The following is a 16,422-nucleotide window of genomic DNA, read 5'->3' on the forward strand; positions in this document are numbered from 1 at the left end:
GCTGAACCGCGCTGGCTCGACCTCCGACGCCATCCTGGATCTGGTGGGCAGATTGGCGGCGCGGTTGCATGAAGAAGCGCAGGCGGTGGTCGATCAGCAGGCGGCGGCCGCCACGGCCCAGCGCCAGCTCGTTCGTGCCGAAGTCGACAAGCTGGCCACGGATGTGGTCGCACTTCGCGCCGAACTGGAACAGGCGCAGAGCACACTCGCCAGCGTGCGGGCCGCGCACGCTGACACGCAGACAGCGCTGCAGCAGCGCGCGATTGAGGCTGAACGCTCGGCACAGCAGGTCCAGGACCTCGGCACCCGGTTGGCAGAACATGAAAGTTTTCGGCGCTCGCTGGAGGACAAGCTACAGCACGCTCATCAATCACTGGAGCACTTCCGCAATGCCAGCAGGGAACAGCGCGATCAGGATGCGCGCCGGCATGAGCAGCAGGTCCAGCAACTGCAGGCGGAAGCCCGACAGGCCAATCAGACGCTGATCATCAAGCAGGGGGAGATCACGCAACTGAACAAGGACAGCGCTCGGCTGGTCGCGGAACTTGCCGCCTCGGGCAAACGCATCCGAGAATTGGAAACGCAGGCAGAACAGGCTCGCGTCAACCTGAACCAAGCGCGCGTCGATCAAGCGCGCACCGAAGCGGAACGAGATGCGCTGCGATCTGCGGCGCAACAGCAGGCGGATGAACTAGCCACCGAACGCGCCGAACGCGAACGCCTGGCCGGCGAGTTGGCCAAGGGCAACGCCCGACTCGAAGCCCAGCAGGTGTTGTTGACTGAATATCGGGCGAGGCTCGGCCTGGCCGATGCGGCAAACTGATGATGTCCGCCTCCGCCCGGCGCTCCGAAGTGAGACGGTGGCCCAACTTTCGCTGAAACCGGCTTATTTACTGCGCAGTGAATATGGCACCTGCAGCGCCGAGCCGTGTCGCCACGACGCAGGGAAACCGCCAGATTTCGCACGAAAAGGACAGCGCCCAGGAAAATGCTGAATTCCCAAGCCGTTGATCTGAAAGGGAAATCCCACCTAAACCGCCAGATTTTGCACGGAAAGGACGACTACCCCGAGCAACGCGATATTCGCGTGCCAGTCGCCGGAGGTGCTGAGGGGATTGACCGGTTCGTGAGCATCCAATAGCCCGAAGGCCAGGCACGCCGCCCCAAGGATTGCCGCTGTCAAGATCGCGGCCGAGCCAGGCTTGAGCATCATCCCTTCCTCCCGAGCATCTTGTCGCAGCGGCGTTCCAGTAGATTCGAGAGCAGCGTTGCATCCGCCGCTGCGTCGACGCAATCACGCTGCAACGCCTGGCTGAGCGCTGCCTTCAGCCAGAAGCTTGTTTCGGGCGAGTCGAGGACCGCTTTGATTTCCTCGTCAATGCCGCCATACATCGCTTTGCTGTTCATCGGGTTCCCCTATTTGCTTCGATCCGACCTTGCGGCCAGCGCACGTGCCACGTCTTGTGTGGTGACGGTAAGAGCCCACCGCCCGGCCGCTTCCCGAGGCCATTTTGCAACCTGCGTGAAGCCATCGTTCTGCGGTTTCGGTGTGGCAACGGCCGCCATCAAGAAATCGCACCGGTCAGCGGGGATTCTGACGAGCGTGCTGCACGTCTGCACGGCCAGTCGTACGGCGGAAAGGCCGAGATACGCGGGATCAGCCATGACAGCGAGTGCATTCATCGCTGAAGCGTGGGCGGTGGTATTTCCAACGGCGCGGGCGCGCGTTGCAATCCTGGCCAGGCGTTCGCTCACGGAAAGCGCGTCGAACGCCTGGCGGTCCTCTTCCGGTAGGACGCTTGTGGCCAGGCTGGGGAGGTCAATGTTCAGGAGGGGCATCAGCTTCACGCGAGTAGCACGAGATGATGCAATCATACCGTTTATATAAACGGTGTCAAGTCGAACCACTCAAATAACTCCGCTCACAATGGACGCTAGGCGCACCGGGTCGCCTTCGACCAGTCTCTTAACGGCAGAAAGGCTCGAAACTCCAATCAGCTCTTGGATGATCTTGAGGTTGCCCCCCTGCCGGTGCAGCATCACCGCGAATGTCCGACGTGCCGCGCTGGCGTTGCCATTCGTGATGCCGGCTTGCTGATGCAGACGGCGGAAGATTTCTGTCAACGACTCGCACGAGTAGCTGACGGCCCCTGCCGGCGTATGGCGGCGTGTGAACTTGAACGGTTCGCCCTCGCCGGTCAGGAAAATGGGGCTGTCAGGGTCCAACCCGCGATAGGCCGCAGGGCTTGTTGTGATTCCGTGCCCAGCAGATAGGCGATGTGCCATGTACTGCTCGACGGCGGCCCGCACCTTTGGGCTCGCCCACAACAGCGAGCGCGCCTTGCCATTGAAGGCAATCTCAGCCCTTACGGTCGACTCAATCAGAACGTCGCCGTTGGGCTTCAGGAAGTCAGATACCAGTAGTTTGGCAATCTCGTTTGGGGTCAGTCCCGTACCGTAGGCCACAAGCAGAAGCGCAACATCGCGCACACTGTTTTGCCCTGTAACGGCTGCGACCTTCACTGCATGCCGTACTTGGTTTTCCTCAATGACTGGGGGCTTTGGCATATTCCTGTAACGCACTCTCTATTGAACGCATTACGAGGAAGTATGCATGAGGCATTAGGCGGATGCCACCCTACGTCCGCATGGTTTGGGCTGTCCTCGGAAAAGCTCGCCCGCTAGTCAAGTGACTCCCCGTTCCACAGGGTTGCCGCCGTCTCCACAGCAAAGTGTCTGCTGACGGGGGTATAGCCTTCTTCGACCTTCACGATAGGGCCTCGCGCCCCGCAGCGATTGCAGATCGCGGAGAAGGCCAGATAGCGGCCTGGATGGCGTTGTTCTGCATCGTTCACGAGCAGTCCATCGGAGCGAAGCTCTACACCAATGTCGGAGCTTTCACAGAATCGGCAATTGTTGAGGTAGTAGTCCATAAACACTCCACGCGGCTGAGCATTTACGGTACTCGAACGAAGCTGGGCATCGCAAGCTGGTGGGGAAAGCGGTTAGGCGGCTCTGGTTTGCCACTGTGGCATGCTGGTATCGAGAAGCAGGAGGCGGCATGACGACAATGGACGACGATTGGAGCGGCGCGGCGTACGCGCAGAACACCCGTGGTGGCGACACCTTGGCTGCCCATCTACAGGCGAATGGAATCCTCCCACCTGGCCACGTCATCGTGAATGTGCAGATATTCCTACGGGCCACCGCGACGCCTGCCGGCGTCACGGCTCCCTACCTCACCGTGACGATGTTCGATGCATCAGGTTGCCGCGATGCGGCGGCGGCTTACCGCCAGGCGATCGAGGATGGCGAAGTGCACTTCCCGATCGTGCACGTACAGGTGAACGACGCCATGATCGAGGTCTTCAGTGACCTGATGCTTGACCTGACGCCACGTGGCTTCGATGCGCACCGGACGCCGCAGCGCACGACCCTCTACAAAGCCTAGAAAAGCCCTCCGCTTGCCGATTCTTTGGGCGCTTGCTTCGTGGGACGCGGTGTGCGTGGCGCTGGCTCTGTGGCCATCCTCTCAGCGGGATAGAGCGTCAAAAACGTTCGCGCCACCTCGGGATCGCGGCACGACAACCACGCTTCCCAATGGTCGCGCGGCACGACAACCACGCTTCGCTTTTCCTTGCCGGGTGCGTGCATACGGCGCATGAGCGGATGTTCGTCCGCGTTCACCGTGAGCATGGTGAAGCTCTCGGTCGGAGCCAGGCTGTCGGCCACGCGTGCATCCCATGAGCGCCATAGTCCTGCGATCGCAAAGTCAGGCTCGTCCTTGAGCCAGATTCGGTAGCGCGTGCTTTTCTTCGGGTCGGCCTCATAGTTGGGCTCGAACAGTGCCTGGGCTGGAACGAGGCAAAGTTGCGCCGCGCGCCAATATTTGGCAAACGTCGGCTTCTGCCCGACTGTCTCTGAACGGGCGTTGGTCGTGTCGAAGCTCTTGCCGGGTGGCAACCGGCGCTTCGGCACAAAGCCGAAGTTTGCAACTACGCATTCGCGCACGCCATCGGCGCGTTGGCGAACAATCGGCGCAGCATAGTCCGGCCAGGTCTCGCGGGGATAGTCGCCCACGCCAGCAACGTCTATGCGATAGACGCTGTGGATGCGGTCGATTTCTGACGGCTTGTAGTTGTTGCACATTGCGCATGCTCCCGTTTTTGGCGAAGGGGTGCGGCGTCTCTCTGGCGGATGCCAAAAGCCGGCACAGCATAGCGCCAACCAGTTGCGGGGGCGTGACGCGTTTCGCTGATGGTGCCGGCGCGCTAATCGCGGCGGAACACCCGCTGGTTGCGCTTCTTGGTGCTGTAACGGAACCGGCGTTTCTCGTGAATGATGTGCAGTGAAGGTAGGTTCTCCTGCAACGCCACCTCCCCCTCCAACACACGGGCCAGCTCGTCCAGCACGTAGTCAAAGCCGCCAGGAATGAGCTGGTCTTTGAGGCGGCGCGCACGGATCACCGCGCCAGCGGTCTTCATCACGACGTGGAGGCAATAAATTTCCCACACGAGACGGCGGACGCCCCGCGTTGGGTTCTCGGCGTAGATGGCCCGGATTTCGGCCTGGGTGAGTGGCGGGTAGCGCTTCCGCTCGGGATTCTGCATTGCTGGATGCCTGTATATTTGTACAGTATCCATTCCGCATATCGAGCGGTCAATGCTTGGCCGACTCGTGTGCCCGTTGCGGCACAGGCAGTGCCGTTCCCACCGTCAAACAGCCAGGCCGATCGCTTCCGACAGCTTCAGCTCCAGCGCGCGGCGGAACGTCTCGGCGTGCTGGATGCGCGCCAGCAGCTCGCGCGCCCGTGCGACGGCCGCCACCTGGCTCTCTACCAGGCTGCGGTCCATGCCCTGCGTAACGTGGCCAACCAGAAAAGTGCTCAGCGGCATGCCCGTGTTGAGCGCATCGCGCCAGGCGTCGATGCCGTAGGCGCGCACGAACTCATCCGGGTCTTTGCCTTCGGGCAGGAAGAGGAACTTGGCGGCCTTGCCGTCGCGCATCTCTTCCAGCAGGACGGTGGCCGCACTCAGCGCGGCCTTGGTGCCGGCCGCATCGCCGTCAAAGGCGAAGACGATGGTGTCCGCGTGCGCGAGCAGCCGGCGAATCTGCGTGCCCGTCATGGCCGTCCCCATCGGGGCCACGGCGCGATCCTCCCCGGCTTGGCCCAGGCCAATCACGTCGAAATAGCCCTCCACCACGACGCCGACGCCGCTGGCACGGATGGCTTGCTTGGCCAGGTGCAGGCCGTACAGTTCGCGGCCCTTGTGAAACAGCTCGGTTTCCGGGCTATTGAGGTACTTGGGCGTCTTGTCGGGCTTCTCCAGCATCGAGCGGCCGGCGAAGCCGATCAGCGTGCCCGCCTCGTTGTGGATGGGGAACATGACGCGATACCGGAAGCGGTCATAGAGGCTGCCGTCCGCACGCTCGGCGGCCAGGCCGCTAGCGATCAGCGCGGCGCGGCCGACCGTGCTTTCCATGAAGCCCACTACGCCCTTTTCCACCACGCCCAGGTCGTAGCGCGCAATGGTCTCGGCGCTGAGGCCCCGCGTGGTTTCCAGATAGGCGCGGCCCGCCGTGCTCCGATCGAGCCCGCGCGAGAAGGCCCGCGCTGCCGTCCTGAGTGCCTGATACAGCTCGGCCAGGTGCTTGCGCCGTGCGGCGTCCTCCGGGGTGTCCTGCGGGGCCTTGGGCAGCGGCAGGCCGCACACGCTGGCCAGGTGCTCGACCGCTTCCGGAAACGTCATGTGATGCCGCTTGCGCATCCAGTCGATCGCGTTGCCGCTGGCACCGCAACCCCAGCAGCGGTAGGTGTTCCGCGTGGGCGACACGTTGAAGGACGGCGTTTTTTCTTCGTGGAACGGGCAGCACGCCGCGAAGGTCTGGCCGGCGCGCTTGAGCTGCACTTCACGTCCGATCAGGTCGACCAGATCGACCTTGCTGCGAATCTCATCCAGAAAACTGGCTTCAAACCGGATGCCCATGCTCTACCTACTTGCTGCCGCGCTGCGGCGATTGATTATCGGGGGTTGGCGGCTCGATGACGGCCTCAAACGAGGCTTCGAGGCGCGCGGGGTCGTACTCACCGAGCACGCGCCCGAGGCGCATGGCGACGGTCGGCCGGCCCAGCTTTTCCAGCAGGATCATCGCGCCGGCACACATGCTCTCGCGCCCGGTCGCGGAATACTCGCCCTCGTCGCTCCAGTCCCCGCCGCTGCGTTCGTTGTGCACGGTCTCGTGGCACAGGAACGTGCTGTGATCGTCTTCCACGAGCTGCTTGACGATGCCCTCAAAGCGACCAGGGGCCAGCTCGATCGCGCCCACCTTGCGGAAAGGGCAATTCTTGCAGGGCTTGTGCAGCTTAAAGTGCGCCGAGACGATGGAGGGCATGGCGCGTTAGAACCGCAGACTTACGTTCTCCGGCACGCGGTACACGCCGCCGCAGGATTCGCACTTGTGCTCACCGCCGCGCGGGTCTATCAGCCAGCCGCCTTCCTCTTCCTCGCAATGCGGGCACGTCACGGTGCAATTCATGATGCGCATCGTCGTGGCGTCGGCAACCGGTTGTGTGTTGGCTTCCTGGGTGGTCATGGTTTCCTCGTTGATGTGGGTGATGGCCGCGTTCGCGGCACCCGTAGCACCGCTGTGCCTGCTACTTCTTGACCTTCTCGATATCGAAGTGGGCCGCTGCATACAGCGGATTGCATGACCACACCTCTTTGCCGTCTTTGTAGAACCGTGCCCATCCTTCTTGGACCGTTACATCGGCCTGCGGCCAGACCCGCGAGTGGCCGGCCACCACGGCGGCGAGCAACGTCTTCTGTCGGCACTTCGCGATGTACTGCCCCGCGCGCAGAGGTTTCACATCACGCATCGTTCTTCCCTGGCCTCACGCCTTGCACTTCGATTTGTCGACGGGCGCGTACTTCCACCCACCGACCAGGGCATGTGCGACCGGAATACCGATCGGCTCGCACATCGCTTGTCTGCCGTCGTCCAGATCAAACCGAATTTGGCTGCATGCGCCCGCCTCCTTGATCCCAATGCCCTTCCCATGCGGCTCGACCGTCGATTCCACGACCTGGCCGACGTGGAATGGAACCGAGTGCATGCCTTCGCGAACGACCTCCCCGGATGCCGTTTTGCACGTCCACCCATACACGGTTTTGGCCTGCGCCGGCACCTCGGTTGCGGTGCCAGTTGTGTCAGCGAGCACATGCACGGTCGCAGCCGCCAACGCGAGCGCAACCACTACTTTCATCGTGTTCATCATCGTTTTCCCATTGAGAGCCCTTGACGGTTGCCGCCGCAGTGCAGCGGCAAGGATCAAGCGCTTTCCGTCCGGCTAACTCTCGTCCCCTTTCAAGGGATAGCGGATTCTTAAGCCCTCGACAGGGAGCGAGTAGGACGGGACAAGCAACATCATCGCCAGCTCAAGCAGGCTTTTGACGGCCTCAGTCGGGTGACTCGGCAGCTCAAATCCATGCGCGCGTGAAATCGCTTGCGCTGTCGCCCTTACGCTCGCCGCGTCCGTCTCGGAAAGGTAGTCATCCCAATGTCGGCGGCCTGAGAGGACATAGGGAAGAACATGTGCAATCTTTGCCAGCGCATCGCCTGCTGCCTTGTCGCTTTTTGACAGAACTTCGGCGGCAGCCCCGAGGGTGTAGCGAGTCTCTTCAACCAGTTCATGCGCTGCGCGCTCCGCCGTCTCAGCACGTACTTTCCACTTCGCAATGAGACGATCCCTGTCAGCCAACTGTTGCTGCATGGCTTCGGTGCGACCGCGCTCCTTCTCCGCACGCAGGAATGCCCATCGGCCGAATCCAGCGATGCCCAAGCAAACGGCGAAAGCAATGCCAAAACATAGCTCGGCGGGCGTTTTGCTTTTGAGCAAGATGACCACGCACATCATTCCCGCCAGAGGGCCAATCAAGTCGGTAAGCAGAACCGTGCTTTGAGTGCCCTTTCCATCGTGCCCCTTGACCCACGTGCTCATTGCGTTTTCCTTTGGTCTGCGTTTAGACAACGCTTCGAATGTAGACGCGGCGCGAGAAACGGCCGCGCACGTAAATGATCTGCTTGATGCTGCCCACGGGCGATGCGTTGAATACGGGCTCATCGACACGCGCGATAGCCTGTTCCTTGTCGACCTCCAGGGTCAGCGACCAGGCCGCCGACTCAACATAAGGCTGTGGCAGCGATGCCTTGAGCGACGCGTTATAGATCAGCAGCGTCTTGAGTTCCGGTGGCGTATATCGTTTGCTCACAACGCGCGCTTGCGCGCTGTGAGCAGGCAGCCACCACGAATCGCCAACGATGTACACGCCCCGGAGGATCATGACGCCGATCAAGCTGGCCGCCAGCACAAGCACGATGGCCAACAGTGTTCCAAGGGGCCAATCCGCCAGCATCTTCAGGTCGCTGTTCACGCGCGCCCCCTACTTCCAGTAGACCAACGTGTCCGGCTTCACCAGGGCGTCACCGCGCGACAGATGAATCCAACACAGCCCGGTTCTCGGCTCCACGGCATCAACGCGCCGATCGTAAATCTCGACAGGGCGCAGCTCGCCGGGGTTATACGGGTCTTCCACGAGCAAGTACGGTTCACGTCCGCCGTCGATCTGACTGGTGGCGCGTTGGTCGTCTTCGCAGTACTGCTGAACCGTCGTTACGCGGGCGTGGCCTACGAGGTGCGCTGCACGGCTGTCTTCCACGCGCACGGCACTGACTCGCTTGGCGAGCTGAAGCGCAGTGTTGCGCTTCTCAATGAGGGAGCCGGCATACAGGCGGCGGCCGATTTCTTTACGTTGCCAGGGATGCGGCATGGCGTTCCTTGGATGGGTGTGTGTACACAGCGTCAGGCGTGAGTCGTGACTTTCACGTGGCTGTTGGCACGTGCCAGAATCTCGGCCGCCTGTTCGCGGCTGGCCCGTTCGAGTATGGCCGGGTCAACGTCGCTGACAATCTCCACCTTGACGTTGTGCTTGCGCCCTTGGTCGAGGAAGAAATTCAGAACCTGGCGCTCTGCATCGCTCAGCATGGCGAAGTTCCTGCCGTCCAGTGCTTGCACGGCTGCGATGCTCGGTTGTTGCGATTCCATGTTGCACCTATCTGTGATGCCGGCGACCGGCCGGCGCGGTACGCGGCTCGCGCGCTAGATCGTGGGAGGAAGCAGTTGCTCTAGTCGCGCGGGAACGTCTGCCCTACGCTCGCCGTTCGGCAGCAATGTATGCGGATCGGACGCGGCCTCGCGCAAGCAGGCAATGACTTCACTGGCCTTGGCCTGGCGGTCTTCAAGACGGCAGCTCATCGCGAGCACAACGATCAACGCCCGGTCATTCATCGGCATGGTCATGAACGACGGCCAAATAAGTTGCAGGCGGTCGAGGGCTTTGCTGGCGGCCCTCGTCCCGGAGATGCGGCCAACCATCAGGCCGGCACCATAGACGCCGGCCAGTAGTGCAATGACGACGGCCGCGATCGTGAGTTTTCGAGATGACATGATCCTAGTTCTGAGTGGCGGTTTTCGCGGCTGCGGCCACACGTGCGGCCATGACGGTGCGCGTGGCCACCATTGCATCGCCCCAAGACTGTTCGCTTGTCGTTTCGGCGGCGCGACAGAAATAACGAGAATTTTCCGGTGGCCTATTCTTGTTCCAGCTCTCAAGGCGCTGCGCCGCCTGCTCGCAAGCGTCCGGGTCAGCAAAAGCATCTTGGGGGACCGCATGCGTACCGTAGTCCCACAAGGTGGCCCACCTGAATTGGTGGATAAGCAAGACGCGGGCTTTCGGTGCAGAGGCCGCCTCTGCGTCCGTCATCGGCGGGACCATGCCAACAACACCGGGCGCAACCTGTGCGAAGCAAGGGAACGATGACAGGGCGGCCAGCAGCAGTACGCAAGTTTTCCTTCGCATGGACGAGGTTCCTCTTCTAATGATCGCCAGCGGATGTGCCGGTGGACAGGTGCTGGTGGGCAAGTTCCCATGCCTCTTCCTCCGTCGCGGCCAGCGGGATCGCAGGCACCAACGGCCCGTAGGGAGAATTCGCTGGCGCGGCCACAAACCATTTGTCGCGGTCGCCTTCTGGAATCGGTTTGCCTTCCGCATCCGTGTCGTAGATGTTGCCGACTTGGTACACGGCTATGCCCTCTTCGCAAAGAGACTGCCTGCGCGCGTATTCCGGCGACAGCTCGCGGCGGCGGCGCTCACACGCCTCTTCGGCCTGGCGTTCTTCTTCCAGGCGCGCGTTGAAACTTTCGCAGCGCCCGCACGTGGTACGGCCGGGCTCGCCCACGAAGTCATTGTTGCAACAGTCACACGTCCGCATGGCGCTTTCCTGCATGGTCGACCGCGCCAACATGCTTCGCCGCACTCCTCCTGGCCAACTCGGTGTGGCGCAGCATCTGCCGCGTGGTTGCTTTCCCGGTGGCCCACAAGCGGCCCAGGCGGGTCATTTCCTTCTGTTCTTTTTCAGTCATGGCGTCTTCTCATTTCCTGTTGCAGCTTGTGAAGGGCATAACAGCATAATACCGTTTATATAAACGGTGTCAAGGTATTTTGTTAGTTCTGGTGCAGTAACGGCATTGACGCGACGCTCTTTATTTTGCACCGCAATTCTGGCGGCACGCCGACAGGCAGGCGTGCCGCCAGACTCGCCGCGAGTTATGCGCCGAACAGCCAGAGGCTGGCCTGGCGCAGCAGCTCGCCCGCCCATTCCCGCGCAAGCGAGCCCCAGGCGATAGCGACGCCGACCCAAAGAATGAGGTTGTGGCGCTTGTAGTAGGCAATAGCCGTCAGAACAACGGCCAGGATGAATGCAATGAAAAGCATGGCAGCTCCGGTAGTGATACCCCCTGCGGGATTGCAGTTGGATATTCCGTATAGAGCTGCGGTTTAGATTTCAGGAATTGCCGGCAGATGCGGCCCGTTTTTTCTTCTGCCGGCTGAGCGGCCCGCGTCTTCGGCGGCCTTGGTGGCGGGTTGCCAGGCCAGGCCGACGCTATGGCCACTGCCAGTGGGCATCCCTGTGGATAAGCCGACTTATCAACGTGCAATCGGTAGAAAACGGCCAGGCCAAGCCCCTACGGCGATCCGGCGGAAATGTGACTTCCTGTGCGCGTGCAATCGGCAGCGTGAAAACGTGCAATCGGTAGCCGGTTAACGTGCAATCGGTAGCGCAAATCTGACGTGCAATCGGTAGCGAGCCTTACCCCATGCGGGTTTCCGCCCTGTGCTTGTCAGAGCAAGTAGGATTTTCCAAGTAGTCTTTCAAGTGATCTACAGGTAACAAGAGGGCCGCCGCCTGTGGATAACTCAACGCGCGCTCCCTTTTCCGACCAAAAGACCGCCTACCCTGCGCTCCTTCGTCGCTTCGCCCCGCCGCTTCGCGTCGGCCTGTCGCGGGCTTTGCCCGCTCTATCGAGAGCCCTTCGGGCTAACCCCCTTCACACGAAGACACCGCGCTTCCACACAGCCAGTGCAAGGTCTGGTCTAAGCGGCTCGACCGGCAAGCCGGCCGACCGCACGGCGTAACCGCCGTGCCCCTATCGGGCGCAAGACCCGGACAAATCGCACCTGGCCAAAACCCCGGCCAGGTGCTCAGCCGGGCTCGCGTGCGATCCAGCCCAAACCGCTTTCCGCATCATCACCGCCCAATAGCTTGCAAGGAAGGGGGTCCATAGGGCTCAAACACGCCCGTAGACCCTGCTAGCCGCTCCGTAGCGCAATTGATTGCCTCATGGCAGGGGTGCCGGGGGTGCGCGGCCGAAGCATCCCCCTTCTGATTGGGGGAATAAACGGCCACAGCCTAAACAATCAGCTCGCGCACCCGATAACCGGTAACGTGCAATCGGAAGCACAGCATTTTCGAGCACTAAAAATATATATTTGGTGTTCTAAAAGCTGTGTTTTAGAATAGAGAGGCTAAGACCACCCGCGATCATGACTAGCTCATCCACCACGCCCACGGCCGAAATGTCCGCCGAACTTCAAGCGGCTTTCGACCACTTCAACCGCGAGCTGTTTGACGATGAGGTGCCCCCTCCGCTTTTGACGATCCAGCGGCAGAAGATGACAGCCGGCTATTTCACGGCAAAAGGATGGGTTCACCGCCAAGGCGCACAGAAAGTCGATGAAATCGCGCTCAACCCCAAGTATTTCGCCGTCCAGACTTTGCAGGAGAGCATGAAGGTGCTGGTGATGCAGATGGCGTTTGCCTGGCAGACGCACTACGGCAAGCCTGGGCGGCGACGCTACGCCAACAAAGACTACGGGGACAAGCTTCAGAGCATCGGCCTCATGCCCAGCAAGACCGGCAAGCCTGGCGGGAAGATGACCGGCGAGAAGATCGACGCGTACGTTATCGAGGGCGGGCCGTTCGAAGAAGCCTGCCGCAAGCTGTTGACCAACTCCTTCGCGCTGTCATGGCTCGACCGCTTCCCTGTGACGGTCAAGGAGCTGTCGCGGACGATGCACCAGTTGCCGGAAGAGACGCAAATCGCCTTGACCGAAGAAGAGGTAGCCACGCTCGAAATCGAGGTGGTGGAAAAGACCGAGCCCGCATCGGGCCAATACCGCTTTGTGTGCCCGCTTTGCAATCGCAAGCTGTGGGGCACCAAGAAGCTCGAAGGCGAATTGATGCATCTGCCCTGCCAGCAAATCATGGTGATGCGCGATGCTTCCGAGCCCGATCCCACCAACACTTAACTCAGGAGGTTCTATGTCTCTTCGTCGCCTGCCGTTTGGCGTCTTCATGTATCTCGTCGGCGGCATTTTGTTCGGCTTCGGCATCGGCTTTGGCGCGTCTTCGGTCCCTGGCGTTGCAACCGTCGTAATCACGGGCCTGGGCGCGCTGTCTATCATGGTCGGCTACTTCCTTTTCCGGCCGCTCATGCGTGAGGCAAAAGCACAGCTTCTTGGCCAAGGCGCTAAGGGTGATGACCAGGCCGTAGCCAAGCCGGCTGTTGGTGCCCAATGACACTCGTTATTCGCCTGTTCTTTGTTGCCCTCCTGGGTGTCGCCCTCTTCTTCGGCTACACATGGTGGCTGGAGCCAGCATTGCGCCAACAAGCTGCTGCGCAGGCCGCTGCGCCGGCTGGTGGCGATGGGCCTCGCGAGTTGTCCAAGCTATTCGGCCAGTATGTCGCGTCGACAGCGGACGGCCGCTACGTTCTCACGCTCGATGGCAAGGGCGCGGAGATGCATTTCACCGACAAGAACAAGCAGGAATACAGCTATCGCGGGCACTACACCGTTGATGGCTCCGCGCTGGAAGTCGAATGGAATGCGCGCAAGCAAGGCGGAAACTGGTCGCCTATGCAGGCCGTGCTTGCCAAGATGCAGCTCCAATTGCCTGACGTGATCCGCTCTGCCGAGGTCACGTTTACGCGCGCCGCAAAGTGAGCGGTTTCCTTTCTCGTATGTAATTCATTTCGTCTATTTACATGGGATAGTGCCTGCGGCATAATTCCCATGTGATAGACGTTTTGAATTCATCTAATAATTTGCTCAGGAGTTGCGAATGCCCCGGCCGTCTCAGCGTCCCCGCTGGGATGGTATTTCACTATCGGCTTTTGATATTCGATTGTGACTTAGGGTTAACTCCGGTGTTTCGCCAATGAGGGATAATTGCGGGAACGGAAACCATGTTGACACTTACCATGCCCACTACTCTGCCGAAGCTGAAGCCCGAGGCGTTTGAGGCCCTGTTGGCGAAATCGCGCCTGAAGGAACAGGCGGCGGCGATTGCACGCGCCGTGCTGGTCGACGGAAAAGGCTATGCGGAGGCCGCCCAGGAGGTGGCGAAGCCCCGGCAGTTTGCTTACCAGTCCGTCAAGCGGCTGTTGGAGGCCGATTCGGACGAGATGTACACCTACGAGGGCTCGCCCGAGATGTTTGCCGCGATTGACGCAATCGTGGACCGTCACAAGGGTCGGCGCATGCTCACGAAAAAGCAGTTCAATGCCACCGCCAAGCTCACCGAGCAGGAGGAACATTCGATCGAGCTGGCACGGAGCGTACTGGTCGACGGCGTTGAAAATATCGAGCTGGCGAAGAAGTACGATATCGCACGGCATCTGCCATGGCAGGCCGCACAACGATTCATGCGGTACTTCGATACATCGGTGGCCACCACACGCGTCTACAAGGGTACGACCGCGATGTTTGAAGAGATTGACGCTTTTCTCAAGAAGGCGAAGGGTTGATTGAGCTTTCCACCAACGTCGCAAACAAGGACATGAGGCAATGGCGACCTACAAAGAACTGGTAGCACAGAGGGAAAATCTGGACGCGCAGATTGCGGAGGCCCAGGCGAAGGAGCGGGATAGCGCGCTGGCGCAGATTCGCCGCATCATGGATGACGCGGGCCTGACGGTGGAGGACATTGTTGGCCGTCGTCGTGGCGGCAAATCCACCAAGGGCAACGTTGTGCCGCCGAAGTACCGTGATCCGAAAACTGGGGCAACGTGGTCCGGCCGTGGCCGCACGCCGGCCTGGCTCGTCGGCAAACAACTGAATCGCTTCTTGATCGACAAGGAATAAGAGCAACGGGGACGCAGAAGTAAAAACGCCGGCAATTGCCGGCGTTTCCTTTTTGTGGCGGGCCTTCCGCTTACTGGCTGTGTGGCTTCGTTTCGGCGTCGCGCCGCGCGATGATGGCCGTGCACCGTTTGCAGGACACCTGCCCTTTCTCCGCCAGGGTCTGCCACGTGCATTCCCGCGTGTGCGTTCCGCACAGCGCGACCATCGAATCCTCCGGGCAAGCGTGGGTTGTGCTCCCCCCTTTGCGGCGATCGTAGCTTGTGGTGCAGACCACCAGGGCCTTTGTGGCTTCCGTCACAGTGTCTTGTCCTTTCGCTGTACGACCTGAATCGCTTTGCGCTCGCCTTCGTACAGCCCGTCGCATTGAAGGAAGGCAGTGCCTTCAGCGCGCGGCTGCCAGGCCACCAACGTGCCGCTGTCCATCGGTGTGCTTGTGGCGGAGGTGTCCGAGCCAGGCCCGATGATTGAGCACGATAGCGCCTGTTTGTGCTTGCTCGCGTCGACGGCAGTTACTGCCATCTCGATCTGTTCACCAACGACAGCCTGGCTGGGCAACCCCTCGTAAGCAAACGTCAGCTTCTTGGCCGTGCGATAGGCGCTCGTGTTGTCGGTTACAGCCGCTTGCTGCTCAAGCTGCGACGAAATCCACGTCCGGTCGCTTGGCGATATGTCGTGCTGACTGAAGAGCCATACAAGGGCCGCCGTCCCCAGCCAGCCAGGCCCGTTTCTCTGCTGCTCTCGTTCGATACGCGCTTGAAGCTGCGGGGAGGGTCGCAGTGTGTTGGGAGCCGCGCCTGTTACTGGCGGCACGGCCGTGCCGGCAACACGGGACGCGTACAGCCGGTTCGCAGTTGTCTGGCCAACCGTTACCCGTTCCTTGGCCCCATCTTCAGATACTCGATACCCACCGCGCGCTGTGCCTTCGACGCGGCGCGCACCGTTGGATGAACGCAGGCCAGTGGCGGCTGACCCACGATAGCCGCCAGAGGACGAATAGCCGGATGCCCCGCTTGATCGCGAAGAGCCGCCTGCAATCGCGCTGGATCGGCCACTGCCACCACTGAAGCCACCGGAGCTGCGGCCAGCCTCAGCCGTTGACGTGGAGGCCAGCATCACCGCACAGACCGCTGCCAGGATCGTTCGCTTCATGTCAGAGCCCCATCACAGTCGGATCATTCGCCTTGCTCTGAATCAGCTTCATCGTCGGTGCATCGAGGCTGTCTTCCAGCTCGTTGGTGGATGCCGGAAGCCTCCCGCATCCTTGGGTGCATCGTAACGTCCACAGGTAGGCGTTCACGAGGTCGTGCGCAGCGTAGTAGGTGCTGGCCGTCAGCGCTGCGGAAGCGCCCTCTCCTGCCGCCCAGGAGCCCGCGTAATACAGCGTCGCACGATCGTAGTTGCGTGGCACGTAGAGGCCTGCGCTGACGAGATTGCCAGCCAAGCGCAGATAGACCCGCGCTTGTGGCGTCTTCTGGCCGATGAGCTTGTCCGCGAGCGCGATCACGCCAGGCGCAGTGCCTTCCCACACAAGGTGCGATACCGGGTCGCTCTCATCGAGTAGGCGGCGTCCGGCGTCTACATCGCCAGCCGCCACCGCGTTGATGAGGTGCTTGCGCGCCACGTCGACCAACTCCTGATCGTGACGATCTTGCGCAAGCTGGAGTGTCGAGACATAGGCGGCGAACTCGGGGCCGGTCGCGTTTTGCGCACTGGCACTCTGCCGAGCTGGAGCTTGTTGGGTATCAGCCGTGTTGTTTCCGCACGCAGTAAGCGCCAGCAAGGCAATCGCGCACGTGGTGAAGTTGAATGCTCGCATCATGTGGCACAGGAAGGTTTGATGGTGGCTTGATTCTACCGTTTATATAAACGGTGTCAAGAA

At 61.1% G+C, this 16,422-nt stretch carries 29 protein-coding genes; 7 read left to right on the plus strand and 22 right to left on the minus strand.

Annotated elements, in window-relative coordinates; all coding sequences use genetic code 11:
• A partial coding sequence (locus tag BG83_RS0126955; RefSeq protein ID WP_024979657.1) for a hypothetical protein occupies positions 1-823 on the plus strand: 823 nt, incomplete at its 5' end.
• Positions 824-1,030: 207 nt separating this feature from the next.
• Here the strand turns inward: BG83_RS0126955 and BG83_RS0126960 are convergent.
• The 5 genes from BG83_RS0126960 to BG83_RS29500 all read right to left on the minus strand — a co-directional run bounded on the left by BG83_RS0126960 (position 1,031) and on the right by BG83_RS29500 (position 2,933).
• Positions 1,031-1,213: a hypothetical protein gene (locus tag BG83_RS0126960; protein ID WP_024979658.1), complete on the minus strand. Its 183-nt coding sequence runs from the start codon at positions 1,211-1,213 to the stop codon at positions 1,031-1,033.
• A complete protein-coding gene (locus BG83_RS0126965) occupies positions 1,210-1,407 on the minus strand; it encodes a hypothetical protein (protein ID WP_024979659.1) in 198 nt (65 codons plus the stop codon). Before BG83_RS0126965 ends, BG83_RS0126960 begins: the two co-directional genes overlap by 4 nt.
• A 9-nt stretch (positions 1,408-1,416) precedes the next feature.
• A complete protein-coding gene (locus BG83_RS0126970; RefSeq protein WP_152543769.1) occupies positions 1,417-1,848 on the minus strand; it encodes a hypothetical protein in 432 nt (143 codons plus the stop codon).
• A gap of 60 nt (positions 1,849-1,908) precedes the next feature.
• Positions 1,909-2,568, minus strand: a complete 660-nt coding sequence (locus tag BG83_RS0126975; protein WP_024979661.1) for a site-specific integrase — start codon at positions 2,566-2,568, stop codon at positions 1,909-1,911.
• Positions 2,569-2,681: 113 nt separating this feature from the next.
• The gene (locus tag BG83_RS29500; protein ID WP_152543770.1) at positions 2,682-2,933 is read right to left on the minus strand and encodes a hypothetical protein; all 252 of its coding nucleotides are present in this window, start codon (positions 2,931-2,933) and stop codon (positions 2,682-2,684) included.
• Positions 2,934-3,061: 128 nt separating this feature from the next.
• Here BG83_RS29500 and BG83_RS0126985 point away from each other — a divergent pair, with 128 nt between their 5' ends.
• Positions 3,062-3,451 carry a hypothetical protein gene (locus tag BG83_RS0126985; RefSeq protein ID WP_024979663.1) on the plus strand — a complete coding sequence of 130 codons (390 nt, stop codon included), beginning with the start codon at positions 3,062-3,064 and terminating at the stop codon, positions 3,449-3,451.
• Here the strand turns inward: BG83_RS0126985 and BG83_RS0126990 are convergent.
• The 15 genes from BG83_RS0126990 to BG83_RS29775 all read right to left on the minus strand — a co-directional run bounded on the left by BG83_RS0126990 (position 3,448) and on the right by BG83_RS29775 (position 10,832).
• The gene (locus tag BG83_RS0126990) at positions 3,448-4,149 is read right to left on the minus strand and encodes an SOS response-associated peptidase (RefSeq protein WP_024979664.1); all 702 of its coding nucleotides are present in this window, start codon (positions 4,147-4,149) and stop codon (positions 3,448-3,450) included. The two genes, BG83_RS0126985 and BG83_RS0126990, sit on opposite strands and share 4 nt — an antisense overlap.
• Positions 4,150-4,271: 122 nt before the next feature.
• The gene (locus BG83_RS0126995) at positions 4,272-4,610 is read right to left on the minus strand and encodes a hypothetical protein (RefSeq protein WP_024979665.1); all 339 of its coding nucleotides are present in this window, start codon (positions 4,608-4,610) and stop codon (positions 4,272-4,274) included.
• Between the two features lie 105 nt (positions 4,611-4,715).
• Positions 4,716-5,987 (minus strand): DNA primase, encoded by a 1,272-nt coding sequence (dnaG, locus tag BG83_RS0127000; RefSeq protein ID WP_037032600.1) that lies wholly within the window; start codon positions 5,985-5,987, stop codon positions 4,716-4,718.
• A gap of 7 nt (positions 5,988-5,994) precedes the next feature.
• Entirely contained in the window at positions 5,995-6,393 is a 399-nt protein-coding gene (locus BG83_RS0127005) for a hypothetical protein (RefSeq protein ID WP_024979667.1), read from the minus strand.
• A gap of 6 nt (positions 6,394-6,399) precedes the next feature.
• Positions 6,400-6,594 (minus strand): hypothetical protein, encoded by a 195-nt coding sequence (locus BG83_RS0127010; protein ID WP_024979668.1) that lies wholly within the window; start codon positions 6,592-6,594, stop codon positions 6,400-6,402.
• A gap of 61 nt (positions 6,595-6,655) precedes the next feature.
• Positions 6,656-6,877 carry a hypothetical protein gene (locus tag BG83_RS0127015; RefSeq protein WP_024979669.1) on the minus strand — a complete coding sequence of 74 codons (222 nt, stop codon included), beginning with the start codon at positions 6,875-6,877 and terminating at the stop codon, positions 6,656-6,658.
• 15 nt (positions 6,878-6,892) lie between these two features.
• The gene (locus BG83_RS0127020; protein WP_152543771.1) at positions 6,893-7,333 is read right to left on the minus strand and encodes a hypothetical protein; all 441 of its coding nucleotides are present in this window, start codon (positions 7,331-7,333) and stop codon (positions 6,893-6,895) included.
• A 15-nt stretch (positions 7,334-7,348) separates the two neighbouring features.
• Positions 7,349-7,999, minus strand: coding sequence for a hypothetical protein (locus tag BG83_RS28225; protein WP_024979671.1), 651 nt, complete (start codon positions 7,997-7,999; stop codon positions 7,349-7,351).
• A 22-nt stretch (positions 8,000-8,021) separates the two neighbouring features.
• Positions 8,022-8,432 carry a hypothetical protein gene (locus BG83_RS0127030; RefSeq protein WP_024979672.1) on the minus strand — a complete coding sequence of 137 codons (411 nt, stop codon included), beginning with the start codon at positions 8,430-8,432 and terminating at the stop codon, positions 8,022-8,024.
• 9 nt (positions 8,433-8,441) lie between these two features.
• Complete coding sequence (locus tag BG83_RS0127035) at positions 8,442-8,828, minus strand: hypothetical protein (RefSeq protein ID WP_024979673.1); 387 nt, start codon at positions 8,826-8,828, stop codon at positions 8,442-8,444.
• A 32-nt stretch (positions 8,829-8,860) separates the two neighbouring features.
• A complete protein-coding gene (locus tag BG83_RS0127040; protein ID WP_024979674.1) occupies positions 8,861-9,103 on the minus strand; it encodes a hypothetical protein in 243 nt (80 codons plus the stop codon).
• 54 nt (positions 9,104-9,157) lie between these two features.
• A complete protein-coding gene (locus BG83_RS0127045; RefSeq protein WP_024979675.1) occupies positions 9,158-9,505 on the minus strand; it encodes a hypothetical protein in 348 nt (115 codons plus the stop codon).
• A gap of 428 nt (positions 9,506-9,933) precedes the next feature.
• Positions 9,934-10,344 carry a hypothetical protein gene (locus BG83_RS0127055; RefSeq protein ID WP_160169403.1) on the minus strand — a complete coding sequence of 137 codons (411 nt, stop codon included), beginning with the start codon at positions 10,342-10,344 and terminating at the stop codon, positions 9,934-9,936.
• The gene (locus BG83_RS29610; RefSeq protein ID WP_160169404.1) at positions 10,316-10,480 is read right to left on the minus strand and encodes a hypothetical protein; all 165 of its coding nucleotides are present in this window, start codon (positions 10,478-10,480) and stop codon (positions 10,316-10,318) included. Before BG83_RS29610 ends, BG83_RS0127055 begins: the two co-directional genes overlap by 29 nt.
• Before the next feature lie 184 nt (positions 10,481-10,664).
• Entirely contained in the window at positions 10,665-10,832 is a 168-nt protein-coding gene (locus BG83_RS29775) for a hypothetical protein (protein ID WP_200869072.1), read from the minus strand.
• 1,110 nt (positions 10,833-11,942) lie between these two features.
• On the opposite strand from BG83_RS29775, the gene BG83_RS28420 reads away from it, so the two are divergent.
• The 5 genes from BG83_RS28420 to BG83_RS0127090 all read left to right on the plus strand — a co-directional run bounded on the left by BG83_RS28420 (position 11,943) and on the right by BG83_RS0127090 (position 14,543).
• Positions 11,943-12,707 carry a hypothetical protein gene (locus tag BG83_RS28420; protein WP_024979678.1) on the plus strand — a complete coding sequence of 255 codons (765 nt, stop codon included), beginning with the start codon at positions 11,943-11,945 and terminating at the stop codon, positions 12,705-12,707.
• Positions 12,708-12,753: 46 nt separating this feature from the next.
• A complete protein-coding gene (locus tag BG83_RS0127075; protein ID WP_152543772.1) occupies positions 12,754-12,978 on the plus strand; it encodes a hypothetical protein in 225 nt (74 codons plus the stop codon).
• Positions 12,975-13,403 carry a hypothetical protein gene (locus tag BG83_RS0127080; RefSeq protein WP_024979680.1) on the plus strand — a complete coding sequence of 143 codons (429 nt, stop codon included), beginning with the start codon at positions 12,975-12,977 and terminating at the stop codon, positions 13,401-13,403. Before BG83_RS0127075 ends, BG83_RS0127080 begins: the two co-directional genes overlap by 4 nt.
• 257 nt (positions 13,404-13,660) lie before the next feature.
• On the plus strand, positions 13,661-14,206 hold the full coding sequence (locus BG83_RS0127085; protein WP_024979681.1) for a hypothetical protein: 546 nt from the start codon (positions 13,661-13,663) through the stop codon (positions 14,204-14,206).
• 40 nt (positions 14,207-14,246) lie between these two features.
• Positions 14,247-14,543: an H-NS family nucleoid-associated regulatory protein gene (locus BG83_RS0127090; protein WP_024979682.1), complete on the plus strand. Its 297-nt coding sequence runs from the start codon at positions 14,247-14,249 to the stop codon at positions 14,541-14,543.
• 294 nt (positions 14,544-14,837) lie between these two features.
• Here BG83_RS0127090 and BG83_RS29505 read toward each other — a convergent pair whose 3' ends face one another.
• Both BG83_RS29505 and BG83_RS28235 read right to left on the minus strand, forming a co-directional pair.
• The gene (locus BG83_RS29505; protein WP_152543774.1) at positions 14,838-15,692 is read right to left on the minus strand and encodes a hypothetical protein; all 855 of its coding nucleotides are present in this window, start codon (positions 15,690-15,692) and stop codon (positions 14,838-14,840) included.
• 1 nt (position 15,693) lies between these two features.
• Positions 15,694-16,362: a hypothetical protein gene (locus tag BG83_RS28235; RefSeq protein WP_051541605.1), complete on the minus strand. Its 669-nt coding sequence runs from the start codon at positions 16,360-16,362 to the stop codon at positions 15,694-15,696.
• Positions 16,363-16,422: the final 60 nt, after the last annotated feature.

The organism is Ralstonia pickettii (assembly GCF_000607165.1).
GTDB lineage: Bacteria > Pseudomonadota > Gammaproteobacteria > Burkholderiales > Burkholderiaceae > Ralstonia > Ralstonia holmesii.

Bases quoted from the DNA above. Each gene is read 5' to 3' on its own strand.
- BG83_RS0126960 (WP_024979658.1), bottom strand. From the start codon at position 1,213: ATGATGCTCAAGCCTGGCTCGGCCGCGATCTTGACAGCGGCAATCCTT.
- BG83_RS0126965 (WP_024979659.1), bottom strand. From the start codon at position 1,407: ATGAACAGCAAAGCGATGTATGGCGGCATTGACGAGGAAATCAAAGCG.
- BG83_RS0126975 (WP_024979661.1), bottom strand. From the start codon at position 2,568: ATGCCAAAGCCCCCAGTCATTGAGGAAAACCAAGTACGGCATGCAGTG.
- BG83_RS29500 (WP_152543770.1), bottom strand. From the start codon at position 2,933: ATGGACTACTACCTCAACAATTGCCGATTCTGTGAAAGCTCCGACATT.
- BG83_RS0126985 (WP_024979663.1), top strand. From the start codon at position 3,062: ATGACGACAATGGACGACGATTGGAGCGGCGCGGCGTACGCGCAGAAC.
- BG83_RS0126990 (WP_024979664.1), bottom strand. From the start codon at position 4,149: ATGTGCAACAACTACAAGCCGTCAGAAATCGACCGCATCCACAGCGTC.
- BG83_RS0126995 (WP_024979665.1), bottom strand. From the start codon at position 4,610: ATGCAGAATCCCGAGCGGAAGCGCTACCCGCCACTCACCCAGGCCGAA.
- dnaG (WP_037032600.1), bottom strand. From the start codon at position 5,987: ATGGGCATCCGGTTTGAAGCCAGTTTTCTGGATGAGATTCGCAGCAAG.
- BG83_RS0127005 (WP_024979667.1), bottom strand. From the start codon at position 6,393: ATGCCCTCCATCGTCTCGGCGCACTTTAAGCTGCACAAGCCCTGCAAG.
- BG83_RS0127010 (WP_024979668.1), bottom strand. From the start codon at position 6,594: ATGACCACCCAGGAAGCCAACACACAACCGGTTGCCGACGCCACGACG.
- BG83_RS0127015 (WP_024979669.1), bottom strand. From the start codon at position 6,877: ATGCGTGATGTGAAACCTCTGCGCGCGGGGCAGTACATCGCGAAGTGC.
- BG83_RS28225 (WP_024979671.1), bottom strand. From the start codon at position 7,999: ATGAGCACGTGGGTCAAGGGGCACGATGGAAAGGGCACTCAAAGCACG.
- BG83_RS0127035 (WP_024979673.1), bottom strand. From the start codon at position 8,828: ATGCCGCATCCCTGGCAACGTAAAGAAATCGGCCGCCGCCTGTATGCC.
- BG83_RS0127040 (WP_024979674.1), bottom strand. From the start codon at position 9,103: ATGGAATCGCAACAACCGAGCATCGCAGCCGTGCAAGCACTGGACGGC.
- BG83_RS0127045 (WP_024979675.1), bottom strand. From the start codon at position 9,505: ATGTCATCTCGAAAACTCACGATCGCGGCCGTCGTCATTGCACTACTG.
- BG83_RS0127055 (WP_160169403.1), bottom strand. From the start codon at position 10,344: ATGCAGGAAAGCGCCATGCGGACGTGTGACTGTTGCAACAATGACTTC.
- BG83_RS29610 (WP_160169404.1), bottom strand. From the start codon at position 10,480: ATGACTGAAAAAGAACAGAAGGAAATGACCCGCCTGGGCCGCTTGTGG.
- BG83_RS29775 (WP_200869072.1), bottom strand. From the start codon at position 10,832: ATGCTTTTCATTGCATTCATCCTGGCCGTTGTTCTGACGGCTATTGCC.
- BG83_RS28420 (WP_024979678.1), top strand. From the start codon at position 11,943: ATGACTAGCTCATCCACCACGCCCACGGCCGAAATGTCCGCCGAACTT.
- BG83_RS0127075 (WP_152543772.1), top strand. From the start codon at position 12,754: ATGTATCTCGTCGGCGGCATTTTGTTCGGCTTCGGCATCGGCTTTGGC.
- BG83_RS0127080 (WP_024979680.1), top strand. From the start codon at position 12,975: ATGACACTCGTTATTCGCCTGTTCTTTGTTGCCCTCCTGGGTGTCGCC.
- BG83_RS0127085 (WP_024979681.1), top strand. From the start codon at position 13,661: ATGCCCACTACTCTGCCGAAGCTGAAGCCCGAGGCGTTTGAGGCCCTG.
- BG83_RS0127090 (WP_024979682.1), top strand. From the start codon at position 14,247: ATGGCGACCTACAAAGAACTGGTAGCACAGAGGGAAAATCTGGACGCG.
- BG83_RS29505 (WP_152543774.1), bottom strand. From the start codon at position 15,692: ATGAAGCGAACGATCCTGGCAGCGGTCTGTGCGGTGATGCTGGCCTCC.
- BG83_RS28235 (WP_051541605.1), bottom strand. From the start codon at position 16,362: ATGATGCGAGCATTCAACTTCACCACGTGCGCGATTGCCTTGCTGGCG.